The 25,022-nt window shown below is 35.4% G+C and carries 28 protein-coding genes; 12 read left to right on the top strand and 16 right to left on the bottom strand.

Going from position 1 to position 25,022, the window contains the following annotated elements:
* Window positions 1–49 precede the first annotated feature (49 nt).
* Together ABN763_RS08870 and ABN763_RS08875 are read left to right on the top strand one after the other, a co-directional pair.
* Window positions 50–607, top strand: coding sequence for a thioredoxin family protein (locus ABN763_RS08870; protein ID WP_410485101.1), 558 nt, complete (start codon window positions 50–52; stop codon window positions 605–607).
* Window positions 595–1,119 carry a GNAT family N-acetyltransferase gene (locus tag ABN763_RS08875; RefSeq protein WP_410485102.1) on the top strand — a complete coding sequence of 175 codons (525 nt, stop codon included), beginning with the start codon at window positions 595–597 and terminating at the stop codon, window positions 1,117–1,119. The genes ABN763_RS08870 and ABN763_RS08875 overlap by 13 nt, the downstream gene beginning before the upstream one ends.
* A gap of 50 nt (window positions 1,120–1,169) precedes the next feature.
* On the opposite strand, the gene ABN763_RS08880 is transcribed toward ABN763_RS08875, so the two are convergent.
* Window positions 1,170–1,754: a trimeric intracellular cation channel family protein gene (locus ABN763_RS08880; protein WP_410485103.1), complete on the bottom strand. Its 585-nt coding sequence runs from the start codon at window positions 1,752–1,754 to the stop codon at window positions 1,170–1,172.
* Between the two features lie 20 nt (window positions 1,755–1,774).
* On the bottom strand, window positions 1,775–2,518 hold the full coding sequence (locus ABN763_RS08885; RefSeq protein WP_410485104.1) for an RDD family protein: 744 nt from the start codon (window positions 2,516–2,518) through the stop codon (window positions 1,775–1,777).
* A 23-nt stretch (window positions 2,519–2,541) separates the two neighbouring features.
* Here ABN763_RS08885 and ABN763_RS08890 point away from each other — a divergent pair, with 23 nt between their 5' ends.
* From ABN763_RS08890 to ABN763_RS08920, 7 genes are all read left to right on the top strand, one after another.
* Entirely contained in the window at window positions 2,542–3,519 is a 978-nt protein-coding gene (locus ABN763_RS08890) for a stage II sporulation protein M (protein ID WP_410485105.1), read from the top strand.
* Complete coding sequence (locus tag ABN763_RS08895; RefSeq protein ID WP_410485106.1) at window positions 3,506–4,447, top strand: hypothetical protein; 942 nt, start codon at window positions 3,506–3,508, stop codon at window positions 4,445–4,447. Before ABN763_RS08890 ends, ABN763_RS08895 begins: the two co-directional genes overlap by 14 nt.
* A 64-nt stretch (window positions 4,448–4,511) precedes the next feature.
* Complete coding sequence (locus ABN763_RS08900) at window positions 4,512–5,255, top strand: DUF4129 domain-containing protein (RefSeq protein WP_410485107.1); 744 nt, start codon at window positions 4,512–4,514, stop codon at window positions 5,253–5,255.
* Entirely contained in the window at window positions 5,252–6,457 is a 1,206-nt protein-coding gene (locus tag ABN763_RS08905; RefSeq protein ID WP_410485108.1) for a DUF4350 domain-containing protein, read from the top strand. The genes ABN763_RS08900 and ABN763_RS08905 overlap by 4 nt, the downstream gene beginning before the upstream one ends.
* A gap of 5 nt (window positions 6,458–6,462) precedes the next feature.
* The gene (locus ABN763_RS08910) at window positions 6,463–7,521 is read left to right on the top strand and encodes an AAA family ATPase (protein WP_410485109.1); all 1,059 of its coding nucleotides are present in this window, start codon (window positions 6,463–6,465) and stop codon (window positions 7,519–7,521) included.
* Between the two features lie 8 nt (window positions 7,522–7,529).
* On the top strand, window positions 7,530–8,864 hold the full coding sequence (locus tag ABN763_RS08915; protein ID WP_410485110.1) for a DUF58 domain-containing protein: 1,335 nt from the start codon (window positions 7,530–7,532) through the stop codon (window positions 8,862–8,864).
* A 199-nt stretch (window positions 8,865–9,063) separates the two neighbouring features.
* The gene (locus ABN763_RS08920) at window positions 9,064–9,486 is read left to right on the top strand and encodes a DUF2141 domain-containing protein (RefSeq protein ID WP_410485111.1); all 423 of its coding nucleotides are present in this window, start codon (window positions 9,064–9,066) and stop codon (window positions 9,484–9,486) included.
* A 146-nt stretch (window positions 9,487–9,632) separates the two neighbouring features.
* Here the strand turns inward: ABN763_RS08920 and ABN763_RS08925 are convergent, their stop codons facing one another.
* The 4 genes from ABN763_RS08925 to ABN763_RS08940 all read right to left on the bottom strand — a co-directional run bounded on the left by ABN763_RS08925 (window position 9,633) and on the right by ABN763_RS08940 (window position 12,980).
* On the bottom strand, window positions 9,633–10,430 hold the full coding sequence (locus ABN763_RS08925; RefSeq protein ID WP_410485112.1) for a DUF1853 family protein: 798 nt from the start codon (window positions 10,428–10,430) through the stop codon (window positions 9,633–9,635).
* A gap of 6 nt (window positions 10,431–10,436) precedes the next feature.
* Entirely contained in the window at window positions 10,437–11,066 is a 630-nt protein-coding gene (locus ABN763_RS08930) for a hypothetical protein (protein ID WP_410485113.1), read from the bottom strand.
* Between the two features lie 61 nt (window positions 11,067–11,127).
* Window positions 11,128–12,057 carry a carbon-nitrogen hydrolase family protein gene (locus ABN763_RS08935; RefSeq protein ID WP_410485114.1) on the bottom strand — a complete coding sequence of 310 codons (930 nt, stop codon included), beginning with the start codon at window positions 12,055–12,057 and terminating at the stop codon, window positions 11,128–11,130.
* Window positions 12,058–12,089: 32 nt separating this feature from the next.
* Window positions 12,090–12,980, bottom strand: coding sequence for a hypothetical protein (locus ABN763_RS08940; RefSeq protein WP_410485115.1), 891 nt, complete (start codon window positions 12,978–12,980; stop codon window positions 12,090–12,092).
* A gap of 216 nt (window positions 12,981–13,196) precedes the next feature.
* Here ABN763_RS08940 and ABN763_RS08945 point away from each other — a divergent pair, with 216 nt between their 5' ends.
* Window positions 13,197–14,027: a GLPGLI family protein gene (locus tag ABN763_RS08945; RefSeq protein ID WP_410485116.1), complete on the top strand. Its 831-nt coding sequence runs from the start codon at window positions 13,197–13,199 to the stop codon at window positions 14,025–14,027.
* Window positions 14,028–14,075: 48 nt separating this feature from the next.
* Window positions 14,076–16,790: a carboxypeptidase-like regulatory domain-containing protein gene (locus tag ABN763_RS08950; RefSeq protein WP_410485117.1), complete on the top strand. Its 2,715-nt coding sequence runs from the start codon at window positions 14,076–14,078 to the stop codon at window positions 16,788–16,790.
* A gap of 28 nt (window positions 16,791–16,818) precedes the next feature.
* Here ABN763_RS08950 and nudK read toward each other — a convergent pair whose 3' ends face one another.
* The 3 genes from nudK to ABN763_RS08965 all read right to left on the bottom strand — a co-directional run bounded on the left by nudK (window position 16,819) and on the right by ABN763_RS08965 (window position 18,385).
* Complete coding sequence (gene nudK, locus ABN763_RS08955) at window positions 16,819–17,421, bottom strand: GDP-mannose pyrophosphatase NudK (protein ID WP_410485118.1); 603 nt, start codon at window positions 17,419–17,421, stop codon at window positions 16,819–16,821.
* Window positions 17,387–17,749: a DUF4406 domain-containing protein gene (locus ABN763_RS08960; RefSeq protein ID WP_410485119.1), complete on the bottom strand. Its 363-nt coding sequence runs from the start codon at window positions 17,747–17,749 to the stop codon at window positions 17,387–17,389. The genes nudK and ABN763_RS08960 overlap by 35 nt, the downstream gene beginning before the upstream one ends.
* 66 nt (window positions 17,750–17,815) lie before the next feature.
* The gene (locus ABN763_RS08965) at window positions 17,816–18,385 is read right to left on the bottom strand and encodes a Crp/Fnr family transcriptional regulator (RefSeq protein WP_410485120.1); all 570 of its coding nucleotides are present in this window, start codon (window positions 18,383–18,385) and stop codon (window positions 17,816–17,818) included.
* A 201-nt stretch (window positions 18,386–18,586) separates the two neighbouring features.
* Here ABN763_RS08965 and ABN763_RS08970 point away from each other — a divergent pair, with 201 nt between their 5' ends.
* A complete protein-coding gene (locus ABN763_RS08970) occupies window positions 18,587–19,258 on the top strand; it encodes a class I SAM-dependent methyltransferase (RefSeq protein WP_410485121.1) in 672 nt (223 codons plus the stop codon).
* 97 nt (window positions 19,259–19,355) lie between these two features.
* On the opposite strand, the gene ABN763_RS08975 is transcribed toward ABN763_RS08970, so the two are convergent.
* The 7 genes from ABN763_RS08975 to ABN763_RS09005 all read right to left on the bottom strand — a co-directional run bounded on the left by ABN763_RS08975 (window position 19,356) and on the right by ABN763_RS09005 (window position 24,995).
* The gene (locus ABN763_RS08975) at window positions 19,356–20,483 is read right to left on the bottom strand and encodes an alpha/beta hydrolase-fold protein (RefSeq protein ID WP_410485122.1); all 1,128 of its coding nucleotides are present in this window, start codon (window positions 20,481–20,483) and stop codon (window positions 19,356–19,358) included.
* 220 nt (window positions 20,484–20,703) lie between these two features.
* The gene (locus tag ABN763_RS08980; RefSeq protein WP_410485123.1) at window positions 20,704–21,141 is read right to left on the bottom strand and encodes a DUF1801 domain-containing protein; all 438 of its coding nucleotides are present in this window, start codon (window positions 21,139–21,141) and stop codon (window positions 20,704–20,706) included.
* Between the two features lie 113 nt (window positions 21,142–21,254).
* Entirely contained in the window at window positions 21,255–21,632 is a 378-nt protein-coding gene (locus ABN763_RS08985; RefSeq protein ID WP_410485124.1) for a DUF2200 domain-containing protein, read from the bottom strand.
* 147 nt (window positions 21,633–21,779) lie between these two features.
* Window positions 21,780–22,145: a hypothetical protein gene (locus tag ABN763_RS08990; RefSeq protein ID WP_410485125.1), complete on the bottom strand. Its 366-nt coding sequence runs from the start codon at window positions 22,143–22,145 to the stop codon at window positions 21,780–21,782.
* An 82-nt stretch (window positions 22,146–22,227) separates the two neighbouring features.
* Window positions 22,228–22,824 (bottom strand): DUF6434 domain-containing protein, encoded by a 597-nt coding sequence (locus ABN763_RS08995; RefSeq protein ID WP_410485126.1) that lies wholly within the window; start codon window positions 22,822–22,824, stop codon window positions 22,228–22,230.
* A 151-nt stretch (window positions 22,825–22,975) separates the two neighbouring features.
* Window positions 22,976–24,313, bottom strand: a complete 1,338-nt coding sequence (locus ABN763_RS09000; RefSeq protein ID WP_410485127.1) for an alpha/beta hydrolase — start codon at window positions 24,311–24,313, stop codon at window positions 22,976–22,978.
* Between the two features lie 295 nt (window positions 24,314–24,608).
* Window positions 24,609–24,995 (bottom strand): hypothetical protein, encoded by a 387-nt coding sequence (locus tag ABN763_RS09005; protein WP_410485128.1) that lies wholly within the window; start codon window positions 24,993–24,995, stop codon window positions 24,609–24,611.
* Between the last annotated feature and the right edge of the window lie 27 nt (window positions 24,996–25,022).

Raw genomic sequence — 25,022 nt, forward strand, 5'->3', positions numbered from 1 at the left:
GTGAGTAGTGAGTAATCAGTAGTGAGTATTAACTTTTACACCAAAAAAAATGGCCCGTACACCTTCAAATATGATTCCGTTGGGAACAATCGCTCCTGACTTTGAACTCCTTGATACTGTTACAGGAAATAATATTTCGCTAGAGCAAGCAAAAGGTGCAAAAGCCACCGTTATTATGTTTATTTGCAATCATTGCCCTTTTGTAAAGCATGTAAATGCGGAATTAGCGGCAATAGGTGCTGATTACGCAGATAGTGGAGTTGGTTTTATCGCAATATCGAGTAATGATGTTGAAAATTATCCCGCCGACTCCCCTGAGTTAATGAAACAAAATGCTCTTGATGAAGGCTTTAATTTCCCCTACTTGTATGATGAAACCCAACAAGTGGCAAAAGATTATGACGCAGCATGCACTCCGGATTTCTATGTGTTTGATTCCAATTTAAAACTAACGTATCGCGGCCAATTAGATGATTCCCGTCCGGGGAACGGAATCGCTGTTACCGGTAAGGATTTGAGAATAGCGATCGATGCCACAGTAAAAGGAGCACTAGTAGATATTATTCAAAAACCAAGTATTGGTTGTAATATTAAATGGAAGGTATAAGTTTTAAGCAACTCACCAATAACGACATTGATATTTTAGTGCCTATTGCGCAAAAAGCGTATTTACAAGCGTATACCAGTGTTTGGGAGCAAAACAAACCCGAATATTATATACAAAAGGCGTTTACCCGAAACGTATTTGCAACCGATCTTAAAAATGAAAACTTGGCCTACTACCTAATATATGTTGCTAAAGTATTAGTCGGTTTTTACAAATTGGAATTAAATAGTAAGATTGGCTCTTACAAAACGGCAGAGGCAATTCAGCTTGAAAAAATATATATCCTTAACGAGTTTTCAGGAAAAGGAATTGGTCACGCTTCGCTTAATCACATTATGAAGTTAGCATCTGAATTAAGAAAGAAAGTGCTCTGGGTTGATGTCATGCATACAAGTCCAGCAAAAAGATTCTACGAGAAAATGGGATTTAATACTTGGAGCAATTGGGACTTAGACTACCCAGGTCTAAAATCAGATCAACTAAAAATGCATCGAATGTTGAAAATGCTTTAATGCCTTCGAGTTTAAGGTTCCTCTAGCCTGATCAAACAGACAACTGAAAACTACCTACTATAAACCACTGGCAGTTGCAACTTAAAACGTACAGCCAATAACCTAACTACAATCACCGTAGTGGCACAACCAATATCCATCACCAAATCAGTTGCTCCTGTATGTTTTGCCGCAAAATAGAATACACCGCCAAGTATGCATGCAGTGGCATATACTTCTTTTCTAAAAATTACTGGAATCTCATTACATAATATGTCCCGAATGACACCACCAAAACTACCGGTCATAGCCCCAAGTCCGACACAAGCAACAGCGCTAATCCCAACCGATAAGCCAGCCTTAATACCCAATAGTGTAAAAACTCCCAATCCTATGGTATCAAACAGAAAAAGCGACTTACTAAGGTATTTTAGGTAGTTTCTAAAAAGAATGGTAAATACAGTTGCTCCGAAAATGATATAAACATTTAATAAATCGGTCATCCAGGAAACCGGAGTTTTCCCTATTAAAACATCCCGAAGCGTGCCACCGCCAACAGCTGTGACAAAAGCAATAATAAAAATACCGAAGGTATCCATTCGCTTTTTCAGGGCAGTAAGTGCACCTGAAACAGCAAATGCAAATGTTCCTGTCATATCAAAAACCTCGAAGAGTGTCACATTTTCTGAGTATAAAAATTGTAGTCTTTCAATATAGTATCAATAAAATGATAATCAGAAGATAATGTATTCTTCACGTCGATCACCTCTTCAATTTTCTTTCGCAACTTAATGATTGTAGTAAGATCATTATTCTTTTTTGCAATCAAATAGCTATCTTTTATAATAGTAGCATCCCGATCAGAAAGTCTTATCACGCTAGGAAACATAGGTTGATACTGCTCATGAATTTCTTCTAAAATGGTGTGAGAAATATTAATATTAGTTTTTAGATTAATGACTGCTGTTCCAGCAGCTATATCGCCTAACCTTCTGTTTTTACTATTCAATACGATCGCCATCATGCCTATAATACCACTACCTAAATAAATTTCTACTGTACGAAACATCCAGCGCACAATATAATCCGCAAAGCCAGCTTGATAACCGTCGATTTTAATCACCTTAATTTTCATTATACGTTTACCAACGGTTTGCCCTTCGAGTAGCATTTCAAATAATAAGGTGTGAAAAATTGCAGGTAATAAAACGATCGTCACAACAGAAGATTTGGACCAACCATCCCAGTCACGTGTCCAGCTATTAAAACCCAGCACTTCGTATAAAATGTACAGCGACACAAAGCAGTAGGCTGCGATAATTAAAAAATCAATTATGAATGCAAGAATTCGATGCCCCACAGTCGCCGCCGTAAAGTTTAAATTAACATTTTGTGTAGTGTTTACTTGTAATTCTGACATTTAAAGTATTACATTAGCCTCTTATGAGAGAAGCTGCATTTATCAAGCAAAATAAGGAAAAATGGCTCGATTTTGAAAAGGCCATTTTTACCAACAATTTTAAAAATCCAGATGAGCTCGCTTCACTCTACATTCAATTAATGAATGACCTGTCTTTTGCTCAAACCTATTACGCCAAAAGTAAGACAATAATCTATTTAAACAATTTGGCAGCAAAAGCTTTTCAAAAAATATATAAGACCAAACGCGAGGATAAAAATCGCTTTGTTCACTTCTTTAAAACAGAAGTACCTTTGTTAATGCATGAGTATAGAAGATACGTACTTTACGCGTTTTTAGTATTTGGCTTATTTGTTACCATCGGTGTTATTTCTGCAATGAATGATGATTCATTTGTAAGGCTTATTCTTGGAGATTACTATGTGAATATGACTTTAGAAAACATTGAAAAAGGAGACCCTGCAGCCGTATATAAGGGAGGTAGCCATTTTGGCACCTTTTTCGGAATCACTTTTAACAATCTTCGGGTAGGTATTTACAACTTTTTTCTTGGCATTTTTGGTGGTATTGGCACCGGTTATATCATGTTTAAAAACGGAATCATGCTGGGTGCTTTTCAATATATGTTTTATGAAGAAGGTGTTTTTTGGGAAAGTGTTCGCGCCATTTGGATTCATGGAAGCATGGAGATTTTTGCCATTGTTATCGAAGGCGCTGCTGGCTTTATGCTAGGTGCAAGCATCTTATTTCCTAAAACATATTCAAGAAAATTATCATTCACCCGTGGCCTAAAAGATGGTTTTAAAATTTTGATAAGCACGATGCCTTTTACCATCGCAGCGGGATTCTTAGAAGGGTTTATTACCCGTTATTACAATACCATGCCCAATTGGGGGTCGGTGACGATAATTTTAGTGACTTTAAGCTTGATCTCATTTTATTATTTGATCTATCCGCATATTGTAAAAAGAAAATTCAATTCCCAATATGGAACTATTTAAATCTAGAGACTTTAGTTCATTTTTTAGTGATACGTTTGACTTTGTTAAGTTTAACGGGAAGCATTTTTTTAAAAACTACCTGATTATTAACGGTATCTTTCTTCTTATTTTAATGACATTTGCATACTTCTTTTCAAAGTTTTATGCCAATTTAATGACCAGCACTATTTATGGTGGTGGGCAATCGGAAGTTGAAAATTTTATCGATAATTATGGGCCGACAGCTATTGTATTACTGTTTGTCTTCATAATCTTTGCCATTATAGCCGCTGTAGTAAACTATTCATTCACTCCTATTTACTTTAAACTTTATGAAGAAAATGGCGGTACCAGTTTTACCTCCAAAGAAGTGTTCAATAAATTGAAAGCTAATTTTGGTAAATTAATCATCTATGTTTTAGTTTCCATTTTTCTATTAGCTATCCCTGCGATCATTGCTACTAGCATAGGTGTCTTCATTGTTGCAATTACCATCGTTGGTATGTTATTAATTCCTGCTGTTATTGCTATACCTATGCTCTTTTTTCACTCTACATTAATGGAATATATACGGGGCGAACGCGGTATTTTTGATTCTATTGGTTATAGCTTTAGTGTTCTGGGTAATAAGTTTATGCATGCCATAGGCTGCCTCGGTATTTTAGTTTTAATGTATTATGTAGTACAGGTTGGGTTTAGCTTAATCCAAACACTATTTACGGGTGCGGGAATCTATACCATGACTCCGGAAGCCCAAATGGATATAGCGGATTCTTCAACAATTATGATCATCATATTGTTAGTTTCTTACATTATTAGCTTTGTAATCCAAACATTTTGTGGTTTAATCCTTCAAATTAATCAAAGTCTTATTTTCTACACCTATAAAGAGGAGACTGAACATATTAATACCAGCAGTGTAATAGACCAGATAGGTTCGGGTGAGTAGTACTTCAATACATATCAAATATTTGTTTGTATTTTTCTTACTAAGCTTTTTTAGTGTAGGAATTATGTTTTCCCAAGACATTATTGAAGTTGATGAAGATGAGGAAGAAGAAACAAGTATTATTCATGGAGTATTAAATCCACAGGAAATATTAGACAACGTTGAAGATGACAGTGCACGGAATCCTCGTGAATTTCCTGAAGATTTAAATGAGCTATATAAAGGTGAAGAATATCGATACGATCGCGAAACTAATCCAACAGGCTGGTGGGCCCGTTTTAAAGAAAGCTGGAGACGTTTTTGGGCTGAACTTTTTGATACTAGACGAAACGCTTCGAATTCAAATTTCATAACATTACTTTACTGGATTGGCGGTATTGCACTTCTAGCTTTAGTGGTCTATTTTATTGTTAGAGCAATAATGAATGATGAAGGCAATTGGATTTTTGGCAGAGCATCAGATAAAGGAGTCGTAAATGGTGTTGATGTAGAAACCAATATTCATGAAACCGATTTCGTTGCTTTGGTACAACAAGCCAAAGAAGAAAAAAATTACCGGATGGCAGTGCGTTATTATTATTTATGGTTATTAAAAAACATGAGTAATAAGGAGTTGATTGAGTATGATGTTGAAAAAACCAATAGTGACTATCAAAATGAATTAAAAGATAAAAACTTACAGAAAGAGTTCGGCTATACCTCTTACTTATACAATTATATATGGTATGGTGAGTTCGATGTAAATGACGATGAGTTTGTAAAGGCAAGTAATGCCTTTGATTTGTTAATCAAAGCTACTGCCGCATGAACAAAACCGCTCGTATATATATCCTGTTACTAATCCTATTCTTTGTGGGTATCGTTGCTATAGAGTTTTCTCAACCCACACCCGTCGATTGGCGACCTAGCTACAATGAAAAACATACTAAACCATTCGGTTTAAAGATTTTGAGAGAACAACTGGAAAATCTAGATGGTATTGATTCTGTTGTAACGATAAGACGAACAGCCTATGAATACCTAAACGAGTCTTTTGATTGGGAAGAAGGCACTTTTGATGCCAAGGGGACATTTCTGTCTATTAACAAAGGAGGCTATGTTGATAAATATTCAACAAACGAGTTATTGAAATTTGTTGAAAATGGTAATACACTTTTTATATCAAACACCTATCCTCCGACTCATTTACTAGATACCTTAGCGCTTGATGTTAAGACTGATTTTCAACCATCTAAAAAAGGGAATATTTCACTTGCCAATAAACGGTTTAAAAACGATTCCATTACTATTAATCGCGGCTTAAATCAAAGTTATTTCACAACCTTAGATACGGCTACTACTACCGTCTTGGGCTATCATAAATTAACCGCACATGATACGACCAGAGTTAATTTTGTAAAGGTCGATTTTAAAAATAAAGGTGCCATTTATTTACATCTGCAGCCCGCAACATTCACCAATTATCACCTACTTAAAGAGTATAACAAAAAATATACAGAGGCTGTACTATCTTATATCCCGGACGGTGCGGTTTATTTTGCTTCAGTAAATAAAGTTGGTGATGAATTAGGTGATAATGAGCTACGCTTTATCATGAACCAACCACCGCTGCGTTGGGCTTGGCAGTTTGGTCTTGCTGCGTTGTTAATCTTTATCATCTTTAATGCTAAGCGCAGACAACGCATCGTTAAAGTGATAAAGCCTCTAGAAAATACAACCATTGCTTTTACTAAAACAATTGGCAACTTATACTACGAAAGTAAAAATCATAATAATTTAGTTGAAAAGAAGATTACCTACTTTCTTGAAAGTATAAGGCGCACCTATTATATAGACACCCAGGTAATGGATGAGAAGTTTGTTAAGAATCTAGCCTTAAAATCAGGAAAAGACAAGGAACAAATAGAACGTTTATTCAAATTAATAGCCCAACTTAAAGGGAAAAAATACTGTTCTGAAGACGATTTACTTCGGATTAATAAAAACATTGAAAAATTTTATAGCAATTAGACCCTATGGAAAATCAAGAAGGAGCACAACCAGAAGAAAACAAGTCTGACATCAAGCCAATTCAACCCGTTACAGATGCGACTACAAATGGAGATCTCAGTTTTCAAAACAGAATAGACCTTACCGAACTGCAAGAAGGAATTGCAGCCATTAGAACCGAAATTGGCAGGGTCATTGTCGGTCAAAAAGAAATGGTCGATATGCTTATCGTTGCCATGTTGGCAAAAGGCCACGCTTTAATTGAAGGAGTACCTGGAGTTGCTAAGACCGTATCGGCAAAGCTATTGGCACGATCTTTAGATGTTGGGTTTAGCAGAATTCAATTTACACCGGACTTAATGCCCTCTGATATCTTAGGTACCTCGATCTTTGATATGAAAAAATCAGAGTTTGAATTTAAAAAGGGGCCTATCTTTTCAAATATGATATTGATCGATGAGATTAACCGAGCTCCTGCAAAAACACAGGCAGCCTTATTTGAAGTAATGGAAGAACGCCAGATTACCATTGATGGTACTAAATATGAGATGGACGCTCCTTTCATGGTTTTGGCAACACAAAATCCGGTTGAACAAGAGGGTACCTACCGATTACCTGAAGCGCAATTAGATCGTTTTCTTTTCAAAGTTGATGTAGACTATCCAAAACTAGAAGAAGAAGTTGAAATTCTAAACCGTGAGCATGCACTTAAAGGTGCTAACAAATTAGAAAAAGTACAATCGCATTTGTCCAAAGATCAAATTGAGAAATTTCAAGCCTTGGTCAACGAGATTATTGTGGAGCCACATTTGCTTAGTTATATAGCCCAATTAATAGTAAATACACGCAGTAACCCATTTTTGTTTTTAGGTGCTTCGCCACGTGCATCAATTGCCATCTTAGCAGCTTCCAAAGGATTTGCCGCTATTTCAGGACGCGATTTTGTTACTCCTGAAGATATTAAAAAAGCGGCCATTCCAGTATTACAACATCGTGTAATTGTTACCCCTGAAAGGGAGATGGAAGGTATTAGTTCAAAACAGATTATTAGACAAATAATTGACGCGGTAGAGATACCTCGTTAAACATTAGTATGCTTAAATCCATAAAGGCACTTTATTTAAATAACAGCTTTTTTTATTGCTGTATTGGCATCTTTACGCTCTTTATAGCTAGCTATATCTATCCACAATTATTTAATGTGGTAAAGTGGCTTCTGTTGGCTTTGCTGATGTTTACATTTCTGGATATTATCATACTTTTTGCCACAAAAAGAGGAATTTTAGGTAAACGAGAAACCACGGAGAAATTTTCAAATGGTGACCCTAATCCCATTAAGGTTAGCATTACCAACTATTATACCTTTAAGGTTATTGCCCGTATCATTGACGAAATACCAGAACAATTTCAGGTTCGTAACTTTAAAATTAAACGCAGTCTACCCGCCTCGAGCAGTAAAGCCGTTGAATATGAATTACGCCCAACCGAACGAGGAGAATATCATTTTGGCAAACTTAATATTTACATTAGCTCAGCCATTGGTTTAGTGAGTCGTCGTTTTATTTTTGACGACCAGCAAATGGTGCCTACATATCCTTCTTTTATTCAACTTAAAAAATATGACCTACTCGCGATAAGCAATAATTTATTGCAATATGGCATTAAAAAAATACGCCGATTGGGCCATACAATGGAGTTTGAACAAATAAAAGAATATGTGCTTGGTGACGATATTCGGACCATTAACTGGAAGGCGACTGCAAAGAAAAACCAGTTAATGATTAATCAGTTTCAAGACGAAAAATCACAGCCCGTATATTCGGTTATTGATAAGGGTCGTCTTATGAAAATGCCCTTTGAAGGGTTGAGTCTTCTAGATTATGCGATTAATGCCACCTTAGTAATAAGTAATGTAGCCACCAAAAAACAAGATAAAGCAGGAATGTTTGCTTTCTCGAAAAAAGTGGAGAATATGGTGGTCGCAGAACGCCGAAATTCTCAAATGAACTTGATCATGGAGGCATTATACAATGTAGAAACGGACTTTTACGAATCAGATTTTGGTCGTTTATATGCCGATATAAAAAAGAATATTTCACATCGAAGCCTGCTACTACTCTACACCAATTTTGAAACCCTTGACAGTTTAAATCGGCAATTACCGTACTTAAAAGGTTTGGCCAAAAATCATTTACTGGTCGTCATTTTCTTTAAGAATACCGAATTAAACGAGTTGATACAAAAAGATGCGAACACTATCCAACAAGTATATGACAAAGTCATTGCTGAGAAATTTGCGTTTGAAAAGCGTCTAATCGTCAACGAGCTTAAAAAATACGGTATCTACTCTATCCTTACTGAACCTGAGGACTTAACGATTAATACTATTAATAAGTATTTAGAGATTAAGGCTAGAGGGTTATTGTAGTCTTCATTGAGTAATAGCAGGTGGTTGTAATGGAGTTGGTTCATAACCTTTTACCCTCACCCCTATGCTAACCAACAACTCATCCTATAAAAATGACAATTGGGTAGTTCTCTTTTCCAACAATCGAACTATGTGCTGATATTTGACCTGTCATTAACAAAGAACGAACGATTTAATATCAATCATTAAAAACAATAACATGAAAAAACTAGCACTAATTTTCACTCTAGCACTAACATCATTAGTAAGTTTGGCACAAGAAAAAACTGAAGGAATAACCATTACGGTTGTAACAGAAAACTTCTTGAACAATGAAGGCAAAGCAATGTATGCGCTGCATACTGAAGACACTTTTATGAAAGGACCTGGCGTTCAAAATGCTGAATCAAAAATTGAAGATGGTAAAGTCACTATTACATTTAAAAATGTGACTCCTGGCACCTATGCGATCATGCTCTTACATGATGTAAATGAAAATCAAAAAATGGATTTTGATGCTAGTGGAATGCCAAAAGAATCATACGGGATGAGCGGAAATGACATGAGCTTTGGACCACCACAATTCGATTCTGCCAAGTTCGAGGTCAATAAAGAAGACCTTAACCTAAATATAAGATTATAAGTAACCAACCTGCAATGCAGGTATAGAAAAGAAACGTAAGTTTCATCGGCTTACAGCTGATGCCCCTCTGCTCTGCGGAGGGGTTTTTGTATTAATCATCTACTTGTAAAAGCATGGAACTAAAACTTTAAACCTTAAACCCACCATTACCACCAAACAACAAAAAATTTTTCTAAACTATTATCTTTCTTTTTCATCCATACCATAGGACTACGTTCATTTAAATGCTGTAAATTGATCTCCATTAACGTATCGAAAAAGCTATTGAATTTTACACCAGTATGGGGCTCATGCAGCCATTCATATTTTCTTGGCAAATAGTAGGTATGATCCTTAAAGTCATCTGTTTCGAAAACAACAAATCGAAGCCAATAACCTACGACGCAATTAGTGTTTAAAGGACGAATTGATGGTGATTTCCGTTGGTATGGAGCAAACAACTGCGCTCTAAAACAAACTTGTTGTTCAATATTATCTGTTGGTAGTGCTTTACGTATTAAGGTGCGCTTACAGTAGTCTGTATATAACAAAGGAAGCTGTTTATCTTTAGTTTTATCCAGTTTAGTAAAAAACATATCTCTTCTATTTGGGCCTACCAATCGATGAATAGGTTCAGAGATATCGGGGTCTAGCAAGTAGAATTTATAACTTAACTCAAGATGAACTATTTGGCGCGAATTGGATTTTATAAGGTAATCCAACTCACCGATGGTATCATTTCCTTTTTTTATTTGAATGCTGTGTGCTAGTAATTCATAATCATCACAATAATCAAGTATTTGGGTTAAAATATGTTCTATTTGATGACCTAATCGAAGATTTGTCGGAATGGGCCTGGGTTTAAAGGCTTCTAGATCAACAATTGGCATTTTAAATTGCTGCAGCCCGAATTGGTTGCCCATCCACAAAGGTTCTGAATTTAAAAAACCGTTAATATGTTTCAAAAAGGACTATTTAATAATCGAATAATAAAAGGCTTCCAAGTATTTTTCATTGGTTGTTTCGGCAATTTTTGATTTCTTCAACTCCTTCAATACACCCCCTATTGCCAACGACTTTTCCGGGAGTTTTTGTTGGCCCTTGGCATGTGCTATGATCACTCTTGCTTTCGATACTTCATCCCTAACCTCATATACATCATATTGATCAATAATTGGAACCATAGAAAATGTGGTTACCTTCCCTGTCATAATTGGAATCATTATAAAACCATTAAACTCCGTCTTCGTATCTATCATTCGGGGAACTCCAGAAATAATAACATTAGAAGATAATTTCCCTTTATCAAGCGCTTCAGCAACGGTTAATTTTTCTGGTTTGTACTTTCTGTAGATACCTTTTAAACTATCATCTAACTTTGTCAAAACAGCCTGTTTTTGATTCGCACTAAGTGCTGACAATAGTAACTCAAGATGTAATATCATTTGTTGCTTGCCACTCAATAAACCTGCAACTTTGTTGAGTTCTGCTTGACTTATAACACCATCATCTTCTTTTGTAAATACATTAAAAAATCGGCCTCCATTATCTAGCGTTTTAGTAGCCTGAATACTATCGGTATATGGTGCTATTTCTTTCATCAACGGTTCGTTTTATTAATTTATAAGTAAACATTTGAAAGAATTTGTTACATGTAGACCATTAATTTTGACTTTCATTTAAAGTCTCTGGCTGCCCTTTCACCCCAAAATCAAAAAGGTCGTTTCTTGTATAATGACCAATGACATCAAAGTCAAGTTTGCTTTTGGTAATATCTTCAAGATCGATCTCTGCGGTAAGTGCTTCTTGCTTGTTAAAAACCGGACCTGCAATTACTTTTCCAAGCGGAGAGACTATTACACTTCCACCGGGACACATTATTTCGGGCTCATCTTTAACCAGGTGCTGATACTTTTCAGGAAGCATTGATTTTGTAAAATACTGATTACAACCTAACACAAAGCATCGTCCTTCCAGCGCAATTTGCTGCATTGTCGCGGACCAGGCTTCGCGAGAATCAGCGGTTGGAGCAATGTAAATTTCTACCCCCTTGTTATACATCGACATTCGCGCAAGAGGCATATAATTCTCCCAACAAATGAGTCCGCCTAACCTGCCAATACCCGTTTGAAATGTTACCAGCGATTCGGCCCCAGCTTCTGCCCATATTAAACGCTCGGTCCCCGTAGGTTTAATTTTTCGGTGTACGCCTAACAATCCTGTTTTGGGAGAAATATAAAGCATTGAACAAAATAAGCTACCGTTTACATATTGTTTTTCGGTTATCCCAATTACCAGATATGTCTTGGTTGACTTAGCAAGTTTTTCAAGCTTTTTAAGGTCATCACTTTCTAGGTCAATACTGTTTTTATAGTATTCATTGTATAGTGCCCTGCCTTCATCACTCCTGCTTCCTATAACCGCTCCAAAGGAAAATCCGCGTGGGTATCCCGGAATGAAAGACTCCGGAAACACAATTAATCCACAGCCTTCTTTAGCATGTTTTACTGTAAGATCCTCGATCTTTTGAATGGTCTTTTCTTTGTTGAAGAAAATAGGAGCATCTTGTATCAGGCAAACTTTAAGTTTCATTTATCTTATTGAAATAGTTTTACCATCTAAATTTACTCTTTTAAGCTCATAACCTCACCTAATAATAACGGAAGCCCGTTTTCTTGAATGACATCATTATTCCAATGACTTAATACACAACCTACATAATTAGCTCGAACAGGGGCAGTAACGTAATAAATTGTCAATGTTTCTCCACCAGACATTCCGGCTAGTAATGAGTTAATTCCTTTAAAGTCGTATATCACTTTCTTTGCTTTGACCTCGGTATCTTCAAAGATCACATCGACTTCTTCTTCAGAAATTACCTTGCCCCCTCTTTTGGCTTTAGTTATTTCAAATTGATATTGAACTGCATTGTTAGCGCTTTCAAAATCTTTGTAAACTGACCAATTGATCTGACCATGGCCGGGGCATTGAACGGAATTCACATCCATCCAACGACAAGGATCTCCTAATTTAATTTGCCTTCCCGCAAAGTTAATACTGTCAGTAGAAGTCGAAGAAAAATTCGCCTTTGGAATCTTATTATCCAATATTAACGTTAGCATTGATAATTCAAAAGCTTTATCAAGTTTATTGATATTGCTAAAGCGAATAATATCCACCCTTTTCTTTTTATTCTCCAAAAAATAAAACGAATTATGCTGTACAATCCCTGTGGTCACCTTATCATTATTGTACACGTACGTATGCTTGGTTTTAATTGACGAATCTGTCGTTCTAGGATCGTCTTTTCTAATTTTATATTTGCGGTAAATCTTTTTAAGTCCTTTTTCGGTAAAAGGAAAATTCAACGTTTCTTTTGTAATACTATAACCATCTATATTGTAGTAGATTGTACCGCCATTTGCAATAGCAGTTAGTCTTTCGAAAATTGGATTGTTCTGGGCAAAAGTATTGGATGCAATAAATATTAAAAGGTAAAAAAGGTTCTTCCTCATAACTAGAAATACGGTAAGCATTGTTTTAGGTATGTACGCAAAGTAGTTTTTATTTGATCGAATAACGTTAAAAACCTGTTAGTTTTTGACTAATGACGTTCCTGTTCTAATACTATCAAAGAAAAAACTCGTGTTAATCTTTTGATAAATACTACTTATTTGTTTCATGTTTAATTAAATTCGTTAAACAAAATAACTAACTTCATATTTAAAGTCATGAAATCGCTTTTATTCAAATTCAGTCTCCTTTCCTTTGTTCTGCTAATGTCGAACAAACCAACCGTTCAAGAATTTCAGGGGCAAGCTACTTATTTCGCGAAGTCGACCATGGAACTTGGCAGCTGGGGAGCAAGAATGAGTGAAGCCCAGAAAAAGCAAATTATGGCTCGCTTAAAAAATAGATTAGAAAAAACGTACATACTTAATTTCAACAAAGAAGAGTCAGTTTTTAATGAAGAGGAGAAATTAGATGCTATTTCTGGGGCAACAGACTCTTGGGGAAAGAACTTTTCTCAAGGAGAATCCTATAAAAATGTAAAGGAAAATGCTTTAGTGCAGCAACAGGAGTTTTATGGTAAACAATTCTTGGTTAAAGACAAACTGCAGAAGTTTGATTGGAAAATGGGTTCGGAAACTAAACAAATAGGTCAATATACATGCTTTAAAGCTACCGCTTCCGTTCCTACAAGTGAACTTAGCTGGTACAATTTCTCTTGGAGTCAATTAAGGCAACAAGCCAGAAAGGAAAACGATTCTACTAATACTACTCCAGAAATTAAAATGACTGAAGTAGAAGCATGGTACACACCACAAGTTCCTGTGGGTCATGGTCCTGCTGAGTTTTGGGGTTTGCCAGGGTTAATTTTAGAAGTAAGTGCAGGAAATACAACAATGTTGTGTTCTAAAATTGTGATGAACCCAAAAGAAAAAATTAAAATTGAAGCTCCTAGAAAAGGTAAAGAAATCACCAAAGTGAGTTATCAAGAAACTATTGTTGGTAAGATGCGAGAAATGGCAAACAATAGGGGTCGTAGAAGAAGTCGATAATTTTCTTTAAAAACTACTTTCAGCTAACAAGCAACCTAAGCCAACTTCATGAAAAATTTACTTTGTGTCGCACTTATTCTGGTGACAGGCATCACTTATGGTCAAATTAAACTAGAAGGTGTTGTAATGGATAGTTTAAATAAGCCTTTAGAATTGGCTAATGTTATTGCTATCAATCAGAAAACTTCTAGCCTAGAATCATATGGTATTACTAACGATCAGGGGAAATTTAAGTTAGAGCTTGGTATCAATGGTTCTTATGAGATACAGATTAGTTATGTGGGAATGCAAACCCTCAAAGATACCATTGCAACAAAGGAAAGTAATATTACTAAAGATTACATCCTAACATCGAATAATGTTTTAGACGAAGTAGAACTGGTTTACGAAATGCCTGTTGCCGTAAAAGGCGATACTATTGTTTACAATGCCGACTCTTTCAAAAGCGGTAGCGAACGAAAGTTAGAAGACGTTTTAGAAAAGTTGCCCGGTGTCGAAATTAATGAAGATGGTCAGGTAGAAGTTGAAGGAAAAGTGGTAAACAAACTCATGGTTAATGGCAAGGATTTTTTTGACGGTGATACCAAATTGGCTACCAAAAATATTCCTTCCAAGGCAGTTGACAAGATACAAGTACTGCGCAATTATTCAGAAGTAGGCCAATTGCGCGGGGTTACCAATAATCAAGACAATGTTGCTTTAAATATCAAACTCAAAGAAGGAAAAGAGAATTTTTGGTTTGGCAATATTACAGCTGGTGGGGGTACCGCGCCGGATAATGAGTTATATGTATTACAGCCAAAGCTATTTTACTATAGCCCCAATTATAGTCTCAATTTTATAGGTGACCTCAATAATACGGGAGAAGCAGCCTTAACAAGGCGGGATATTCGAAATTTCGAAGGAGGTTTTAGAGCACCCAGCAGGAGTAGCGGTACTAATATCAATCTTGGGAATAATAGCCTAAATTTTTTAACGACTCAGGGCAATGCGCTTGAAATTGAAAATAAATTAGCCACAGGTAATTTTAGCTACTCCCCTTCTAAAGCTTTAGATTTAAGTGGATTTATTATTTACAATTCAAGTCGTATCCTTTCTAGGGAAACAAGCTTCGTTCAATATACCAATCCCAATTTGGGTATTCCTGATGAAGCGACTGAGCAAACAAGTAAAGAACGGTCAAATCAAGGACTGCTAAAGCTAAGTGCTTCGTACCAACCTAACCTTAACAACCAAATGGACTATGATGTGTTGGCCAGAACATCCAACGATAGACAAAATCAGAATCTTTTTTCATCAGTTATTGGCAATACCACCCAGGTTGATGAAGTGACTCCATTTAGCATTAATCAGAATTTAAATTATTATTACACCCTTAACGAAAAAAATATATTCGCTTTTGAAGCACAGCATTTAATAAAAGATGAAGATCCTTTTTACAATGCACTGCTAGTCAATAATCCCACTGGGGTTGATGCTTTCGATACTACAGCAGAAGCACTAGGACTAAACACCACACTTACTAATTACGATCTTGGGCAAAACAGAAGAATTAAATCAAATCAATTAGATGCTAAATTGGATTATTACTACCTGATTAATCAAAAGAGCAACCTGAATATAACCCTGGGTACTATTTTCAGCAATCAGCGATTTGATTCCAATATTTTTCAATTTTTAGGAGATGGTTCGCAGTTGAACCCGTCACCTACATTTAACGAAGGCCGCGCCACCAATGATACCGAATACAATTTTAGTGATGTATATATGGGCTTTCACTATCGGATAAAAACCGGAAAATTTACCATTACACCAGGATTTTCTGTACATGCTTATGGTAACAAAAACACCCAATTTGGAGAAACATTTAAAGATAACTTCTTCCGAGTACTACCTGACTTTGAAACCAGAATACAATTAAAAAAGAGCGAGGCTTTGACGTTACGCTATGATATGCGAAATCAATTTACAGACGTCACACGATTAGCGCAAGGTCTTGTTTTAAACAACTTCAACAGTATTCAATTTGGTGAACCCGATCTACAAAATGCGTTATCGCATAATGTCAATTTAATTTACACTAGCTTTAATTTATTTAATTATACCAATGTTTTTGCCAGGGCTTCATACTCAAGTAACATCGATCAGATACGAAACCTTACCAATTTCGAAAATGTTATACGAACTAGTACATTTTTTAATTCAAATTTTGCCGATGAAAACGTCAACGTCTCCGGGCGAGTACAGCGAACCTTTGGTAAAATAAGAGCTGAATTACGCGCTAGTTTTAACTACAGTAAAATCAATCAATTCATACAAGGACAGCGATCTTTAAATGAAGGGTATACCCAAACGTATATTCCTGGAATACGTACGAATTTTAAGATAGCACCTAATATCAATGTTAGATATCGATATAGTATTACAGACAACAACCAGGGAGGACGTAATACCACTTTTGTTACAAATGCACCTTCGGTTGAGTTTGATGCTTATATCTGGAAGAAATTCACTTTTCGTACGAATTACACTTATACGAATCAAGATTTGGGTAACGGAAGTTCTCAATCCTTCCAAAATTGGGATGCTACCTTATCTTACCGTAAAAATCGAGATGCTAAGTGGGAATATGAGCTAAAAGCAACCAATATTTTAGATATCGACTCTCAAGTACGTAACAACGCGAATAATATTTCAGTTTTTACTTCAGAAACCTTTATACAGCCTCGCTTTGTAACCTTTCGATTTGTATACACCTTGTAAAAGAGATATTCAGAAAACGAATCTCAATTTATAAAATACCTTTTAGTTGTACATATTGAAGTAACATAATCGTTTTGCCGTCTTTGATCTCACCATCTGCTATCATCTCGATAGCCCTTTCAATTGGTAATTCTAAAACTTCTATCTCTTCCTGTTCGTCATGCGCGCCACCACCCGCGGTTACTTTCATTGATTTTGTGTACCCAGCTATGAAAAAATGTACAACTTCGGTTACCGAACCAGGAGACATATATGCCTCAAAAATCTTTTGCACAGAGCCAATTTTATAACCAGTTTCTTCTTCTGTTTCCCTTTTTATACAATCTTCCGCATTTTCGGCGTCTAAAAGCCCTGCACAAGATTCAATTAACATTCCAGAATCATTTCCATTTAAATATGTAGGAATTCGAAACTGCCTTGTAAGTATTACAGTGCGGTTGGCGTTGTTATATAATAATATAGTAGCACCATTACCACGATCGTAAGCTTCCCTAGTTTGAACTTCCCAGCTACCATCTTTCTTTAAATACTCAAAAGTGGCCTTCCTCAATGTATACCAATGATCAGAAAGCACCTCGGTTTTTAAGTTTCGAATTTTACGCTCCGGCATCGGGAATTTCATTGATGTCATAGTAGATCTTTAATCCAAGTTGCTTCGCAATTTCAACATCTTGATCTGCGCCTTTTGATGCTCCCTCAATGCGCAACACAGCATCGCATTTGGTCAGTAACCGATGTGCCGCAGGATACTGGATTTCATTAAAAATATCGTCACCTACTTCTGTAGATCCAGCCAACGCTATTAATGGATTTGCGACCCACTCACCAATCATAGGTATATGACCCTTTCTAAATATTGGGAGCGCTACGGACTCTAATCTGTCCATGTTTCTTTTAATAAGTTTCAAGTCATTATTGGTACCACTTCTATACGGACCAGCAATTAATATTAGCATCATATGTTAAGCTTTTTGCAAACATTATAAATTGTGTCATTCTAAAAAATAAGATAGTTTAAGACAACGCTATTTTCTTTTCACTGTGCTTAAAAATTCTGGGGTCACCCCAAGATATGAGGCAATTTGCTTTTGTGTTACCTTGTCAGCTATTCCTGGATACTTATTAATAAATTTCCGATACCGTTCTTCCGTTGTTAGCGATATGTAATGAAGTGCTCTTTGCTGTTCTCGTATATACGCATTCTGAAAAAGAATCCTAAAAAAACGTTCGAACTTGGGTATCTTATCAAAGAGTGCTTCAAGAGCGTTGCCATCTAATCCTACGACTTGACTGTCCTCGAGCGCTTCTATTGATAATAAGGCTTGCTTTTGGTTTACAAAGCAACTCATATCTGTAATCCACCAATTTTGAAATGCGAACATAATGGTGGATTCTTTGCCATCCTCATTAGTATTAAAAGCCCTTAAACTACCTAACTCTACAAAATATATTTTTTTACATATTTGCCCCTGCTTTAAAATAAGTTCCTTTTTAGCAATGCGCTCAACCTTTAATAATGATTCAAAATATTGTTTCTCAACATCATTAAGCGTAATATGCTTTTGAACGTTATTAAAAATTCGATAGTTGCCCATATGATAAAATGTTACTACGCAATTTAGCTATTGTAAACAAACAAAAACTAAAAATATGGAGTCAGGTGGAATTGTTCTATTCTTCAAAATATCAGTAAAGAATCAAACCAGCTAAGGGGCATTAGCAAAGTAGCGGTTTTGCCTTTATTGTGTATCTTTCCATCATACAACCAAATGTGTATTCGTTTGGGTAATTCACAAATGAAACATACCAATCCTTATAATAAAAAAAGCCCCTGGCCCACAGTCGATGCAATGCGACAGATTTATGAAATGAAACTTTGGGGGGCGGGCGAATCCCAATTCTATTCAGGGGAAGGATCTCACAATCCATCGATTGTCATGCCATATCTGCAAGCTATTATTTCTCTTTTTAAATCGTTGGAAAATCCACCTGTGGTCTGTGATTTTGGTTGTGGGGATTTCAATGTCGCGAAACGGCTTGTTCAGCATACCAAAAAATACATTGCTGTAGACATTGTACCGGAGCTAATTGACCACAACAAGCAAGCATTTCAAAACGAAAAGTTAGCATTTTATTGTTTAGATATTTCAAAGGATGATTTACCAACTGGGGATTGCGCCATTCTAAGACAAGTGTTGCAACACCTATCCAATGCCGAGGTAAAAGCCATATTAAATAAGCTAACCCATTTTAAATATATCATTCTTACGGAGCACATTCCTACCGGAGATTTCACACCGAACAAAGACATTATTTCAGGGCAGGGCATCCGCTTAAAAAAGCAAAGCGGATTGGATATTTTGGCGCCTCCGTTTGAATTTAACGTAAAAGGAAAAAAGGAGCTAGTAGCGCATCATTTAGAAAATGGAAAAGGGATGATTGTGACTACGCTTTACGAACCTTTGTGAGTTAACCTCATCGGAAGTTCATCGAAGGTGGTCAGAACAGATCAAAGACTTTCAACATGAATATATGATAACCGTTTTATCGGTTCTGTTTTGCAGATTAGTTTTTCTTATTCTTTGCGTTGATCAGTCCTTCTTTCATTTTCTCATCAAATCTTGAATTTGGATATTTAGTTAATCCAACACTAAAATGTTTAATAGCATTTTGGTAGTCTTTATGTTTTAAATAGAACTGCCCAAAACGATTTTGCCAGTATGCAGAAGCATATCTTTTTGTCTCCAAAACATCTTTAAATGTAGTCATAAACAGCTTGAAATATTCAAAATTATCCCTATTCCATGACAACCAAATCAGTGTATTTTTCGTGCTATCATCGATAGTATCGTCTCCACCGAATCGTTTCGCTCGTTCTTTAAAATATTCGGTCAAGTAATCCATACCTCCTAGATCGACATACTGCTGTATACTTTCAAAAGCTAATGAATTGTAGTTGTGGTAATAGAACTTCAAGCCTTTGTAAAGTGCTAGGTGCGCTAAACTTTCATGTACTTCATCATTGTATAAGTCATATTTCCAAACCAATCTTTGAGGGCTATGTTGTTTCAACATTCCATGAAATTCATCAGTATACCCTATATTATAAATGTCTTTTTTGGAGTTAGCCATATATAAATATGTGGCTCTAGTTGCATTGAAGTCTTTCAACATTTCTTTAGAAGCATAGCCACCATTTGTTAAGATTGCACCGTTAAATACTTTAGGATGTTTTAAAATCAACTCACTAACATAGTAAGCAGCGGCTTCCCAGCCAAAAATGATCTGCTCACCGTTTGTTCTGTAGTTAGTGTTTAAAAAAGGAATAACTTCATCTATTAAAAAATTGGAATATTGCTCTTTTTCCTCACCAAACCATGTCCATCTTGATGCATCATTACTGCTAACCCCTACGACGATCATTTCCGGTATAGCAAGCGGTCTTTGTAAGGCCTTTTGAATGCCTACACCACTTAAAAAATACCGTTGTCCGTCAAGAATGTATAACACTGGGTACTTTTTATTTGACTTTAAGTAATCGTCAGGTGTGTACACCTGAAGTGTTTTTTCTTCACTTAAAATGGTTGACTTAATAGTATAATTAACTCCAACTGCAATTTGAGAACTACTTTCTTGTGCTATAGATAAAGTAGTAAACCAAAAGCAAGCGAAAAAGAATAACAATTGCCTCATATACTAGATGTTATAACAATATTAAGGGTGATTACGTATTTAAAGAGCTGTAAAATCATATTCATTTCCTTTTTAGTATTCTAAGGTCTAGGCAGTAATTTCCTTGCAGACTTGAAATTCTAAAAATTTCGAATCACAGAAACCAATGCGAGTTACTGATTAACAGATTTGAAGTTAGCTAAAAAATGACACGGAATTATCGCTAATATCAAAGTTGATATTAAGTTCTGCATGCACCACATTCATGATTTTCATAAAGGTATGCGATTGATTCTTTACAGATTTGCTCTAAGATTGAAATATCAATATCAGCAAGTTTTTTAATATAGATACATGCCTTCCCCATTTTAAATTTTCCGAATTCTTTCAATAACGCATCACTTTTTTCTGTTTTGGAGTAGATATATAATGAAAACTGCGCTTTTCTTGGAGAGAATCCCAGCATTGGCGCATCCCCTTCGTGACCACTTGAATAGGTATAGTGATAACTACCAAAACCAATTATGGTAGGCCCCCACATCTTTGGTTCGAACCCAGACCACTTCCTCATCAATTTGATGAGTTCGAGGCTATCAGATTTCTTTTGTTCATTTTCGACATATGAATTGATAAAATCAAATACGTCGACTTCGGTAACAGTGGTTTTATTCTTTGCCATTTGATGATTCTACCTATTAATTAAATATCCTTTTAGTTCCATAACAATCGTCAATAACTTGTTACTAAAGCCATTTACTATTTTTCAACGAAGGTACCAAAGCGGGGTAATTTCTACTTTTTTTCTTCTCGTAAAATCTTTTCCATTTTACGACCTCTTGCCAATTCATCTATCAACTTTTCCATCTGTCTGCATTGCTTATACAATTCAAATTCATCCTCGATTTCTTCAATTCGATACCCACAAACAACGCCTTTAATCAAGTATGCGTTGGGATGTATTTTAGCCTTTTCAAAAAATGTTCTAAAGGTCGTTTTTTCATCAATAAGCGCTTGTAAAGCATCTTGGTCAAAACCGGTAAACCATTTAATTACCTGGTCAAGGTCTTCTTTGGTTCTACCATTTTTCTCCACCCTATTTAAGTAATGAGGATAAATAGATGCAAATATCAAATTAGCAATCTGTTCATTTTTTTCAGCTGTAACTTTCATTTTTTAGTTGATTTTATGTAGAACGGTTCTAGCGAGATTGCATGTGAAACGTTGTAATTGTTATGTTAGGGGGATTTATAAAGTTAGCCAAATTCTGGCAATGTCCTAATATACATTGTAGGCGTAGCTTTTTATGCTTCACTTACACTACGGGAAAAATATGGTCTTTCCTTCTTTGAATTCACTGGGATGTTGATAGGGTATGGTGGAATCCCATTCATACGCTATTTCAAGTTGGTTATTCTTTAGAGTAATATCACCGTAACCATTAATGACATGGTCCTTACTTTTATTTGGGATTGGAATAGACTCAATGAGTCTCTTTTTTAATACCGTACAAAATTCGTTCTCACTAAGGATATAATTATCTAAATAAAAATCGATGGTTCTTGAGCTTCCTATCCAACCCGGGCCTATTTCAGAACGAACCAACCATCGAACAGAAAATTCCATGCTTTTCATTAAACTATTGAGTTTCTCAAAACTTTCAATCTCAATAACGTTGTCACTCATAGCGAATCAAGATTTTGATACTTTATATGTGTCTCGTACCCTACTAGTTGGCAATATACATTCTTATGTAAACGCGTTTTTCTTATTTCAACTTTAAATCTGACCTTTCATATCTTACAAATCCATTTTTAGTAGGCAACTGCTTTTTCAAATTCCAAAATTTTTTGGCATCCTTTAAAGTTTTATTTCTATTATCCTCCAAAAAATCTCTAGTATACTGAGCAAGCATGTTGTTATCTGCAATTGTTCTTTTAAAAGTAGGATCAACTTTTCTTTTTTCGAGTTCGTTCCATTTATTCACGGCGTCAAATAAAGATTTCCCCTTATTTGACTTAACCCAATCCATAAAATCACTATGGCAAGAAAACTTTTTTCCAATCTGACTCTTCATAAAGCGCCTGAAGTTAGGACCGAATGATACGTTGTCGGTGATTGTGGTGTCAAGTGATAATTCAGACTTTGCCCAATTGAATTTAGATTGCTTTTTTTCTTCTTTAGGTTTTGGTTTAACCTGACCATCATTATCAAGAGCAAACATAATTCTATCTCTTAAGTCAAATTTTCTTCCATTTGTTGGTAATCCAGAACGCTTGCAAATGTTCACCATTTCTTCCTTCAACCAATACCATTGATTAAATTCATTTCCAGTTTTTATCTCTTCAAATTTAGGTCTTGCCATCTGCTCGTTGTTTCTACTTAGTACGGAGAACTTGACAATGAGTATTTTCTTTAATTAATTATTAACCTTCCAACTAATGAGTTAGCGATTCATACGAAATTATCAATACTATAGTGTATAATTCATTACTCATAGCCTACGTTACCAGCAATTATTTTATTATTCCATGTTTATTCAAAAAATCTACAATAGCTATTCGCACTTGTGGAGAAATTCTATAAAAATGCCAATAACTAATATTTCGTCCCAAATCGATCCATTTATCTTCCATTTCCATTCCATGCTCAGCGTTATAAGCAACTACGGTTGTTAGATTTTCCAGATTGTTCTTGAAGCACTCATTCAGTTTTTCAATATTCTCTTTGGGAGGAACAATCCAATCTCTTTGCCCGTAAATTCCTAAAAATGGGTTTTTGTAGTTTTTCAGAACATTCTCTGGATTAAAATTGTGCCGTTTTACCCACAATTTATTTATATCATTTTCAGATTGCACGATATCTGTACTTTCTAAGAGCTGATTCCATCCTTCTTTTTTGGCTAACTGCAATAAACTTGTCAATTTTCGGTAACCCTTTTTCGTTTGCTTCACATCAAACAAGAGATTTGTATAATTAAGTAAGTTTTGTTTCGCAGTAGGTGCTAACTTGTAAAATTCCGATCCATAGGTAGCAGATTGAATTTGCTGTTCTCTAACGGACGTAGAAGGCCCAACAATACTGATCATAAAGTCATAGTCATCACTTTGTTGAGCTTTTACCATTGTCCATCCGCCAGCACTTACACCCAACACACCAATGGTATCAAAATTACTCTTATGTGCTTTTAAAAATGCTTTGACATTATTTAAATCATTTGCTAAATCTTCAATAGTAGCTGTAATACATTCTCCTGTTGAATTTCCTGTTCCCCTTTTTTGATAAGTAAGTACGGCTATTCCATATTTTCTTAAAAATTTAGCATAAAGGTTATACTGCGTTTGATCTGCTTCGCAACCTCTACCACCAACAAATATTACAGCTGTCCTTGTAGGATTTAATAATGGTATATGTAAATGCGCATACAATTCAACATCTTGAGATGTTATTGAAACTTGTTCAATTCTGTAATTGGGTTTTGGTTTATCAGCAGTTTTCTTAAGGTGTAGGTAAACTGATGGATTCATACCTTCAAGCTGACCAATAATTTCCAAGTTTTGTTTGTCTAATTTTAATTTTGCTTTTCCATATCCTGTTCCAAAACTTATTAAGCCTGTTGAATCTATTTTCACGGGAACTTCAAATTCTCCGAAAGTAGGATGCCATTCGTCCATTATTTGAAGTCCATAAATTTTTCCTTCTCTTTCTGAAATTTCTATTTCAATTTTTTGATAAGAATTGTTTTTTATGAATGCACCTTCCCAATACCCAATTAGTTTTTCGGTTATCTCAGAATTTTTCTGTCCGAATAAGGTTTGAGATAATAGTACCAATAAGACTAGTATTTTCCTCATTTAGCTTATCTTATAATTATTGGAAACAGCATTGTCAGCAAAGCTGTTTTGAATACCAAAAGATAATGAATTTATGTAAGTATAATTTAATAGTAAGGCCTGCAATAACTATCCAATTATAATACCCTGACTGGATAATATCTCTAATAACAATTATGAAAAAGTTCGTACACGGTTGTGCTCACGCTAAAGCCACGACTTCTATACCGTAGAAGAAGAAATTTGATTCATGATTCCTTTTCAGGAAATCAATACGAATTAAAAGCAACAAATATTATTTAAAAAACTAAAGAAGCTACGGATTATTGATCTTGTTAAGCAGCATATTTTTTTCATACTGGTTGTGTATCAAAATAATTAACAACCCGAACAGAACCGCAAAAACGATTAGAATTGTACTAATTAATCCAGAAACCCCAAAAGATAATCTAATTAGAATTGTAGATACGATAAATCCGGAGTTTCTTATAATCTTGTGAAATTTATCAGTGTAAAAGAAGGATACCAATAACAGTATAACATCTACCAAAATCAAGACGGTAAAGAATTCATCAAAAAACAAGTTATTAATTCCTTCAAATGAAGGTAATTTATTTGTTGAAAAAGATATTTCAACTGACCATTTTATAAGTGTAATCAAGGCCATAGCGAAAAAAAGCGGCACCAAAATAGTTGCGATCATTTTTTTTCTTTTTATAAAACTTTGAAT

It is taken from the genome of Spongiivirga sp. MCCC 1A20706 (genome assembly GCF_046524175.1).
Lineage (GTDB): Bacteria > Bacteroidota > Bacteroidia > Flavobacteriales > Flavobacteriaceae > Spongiivirga.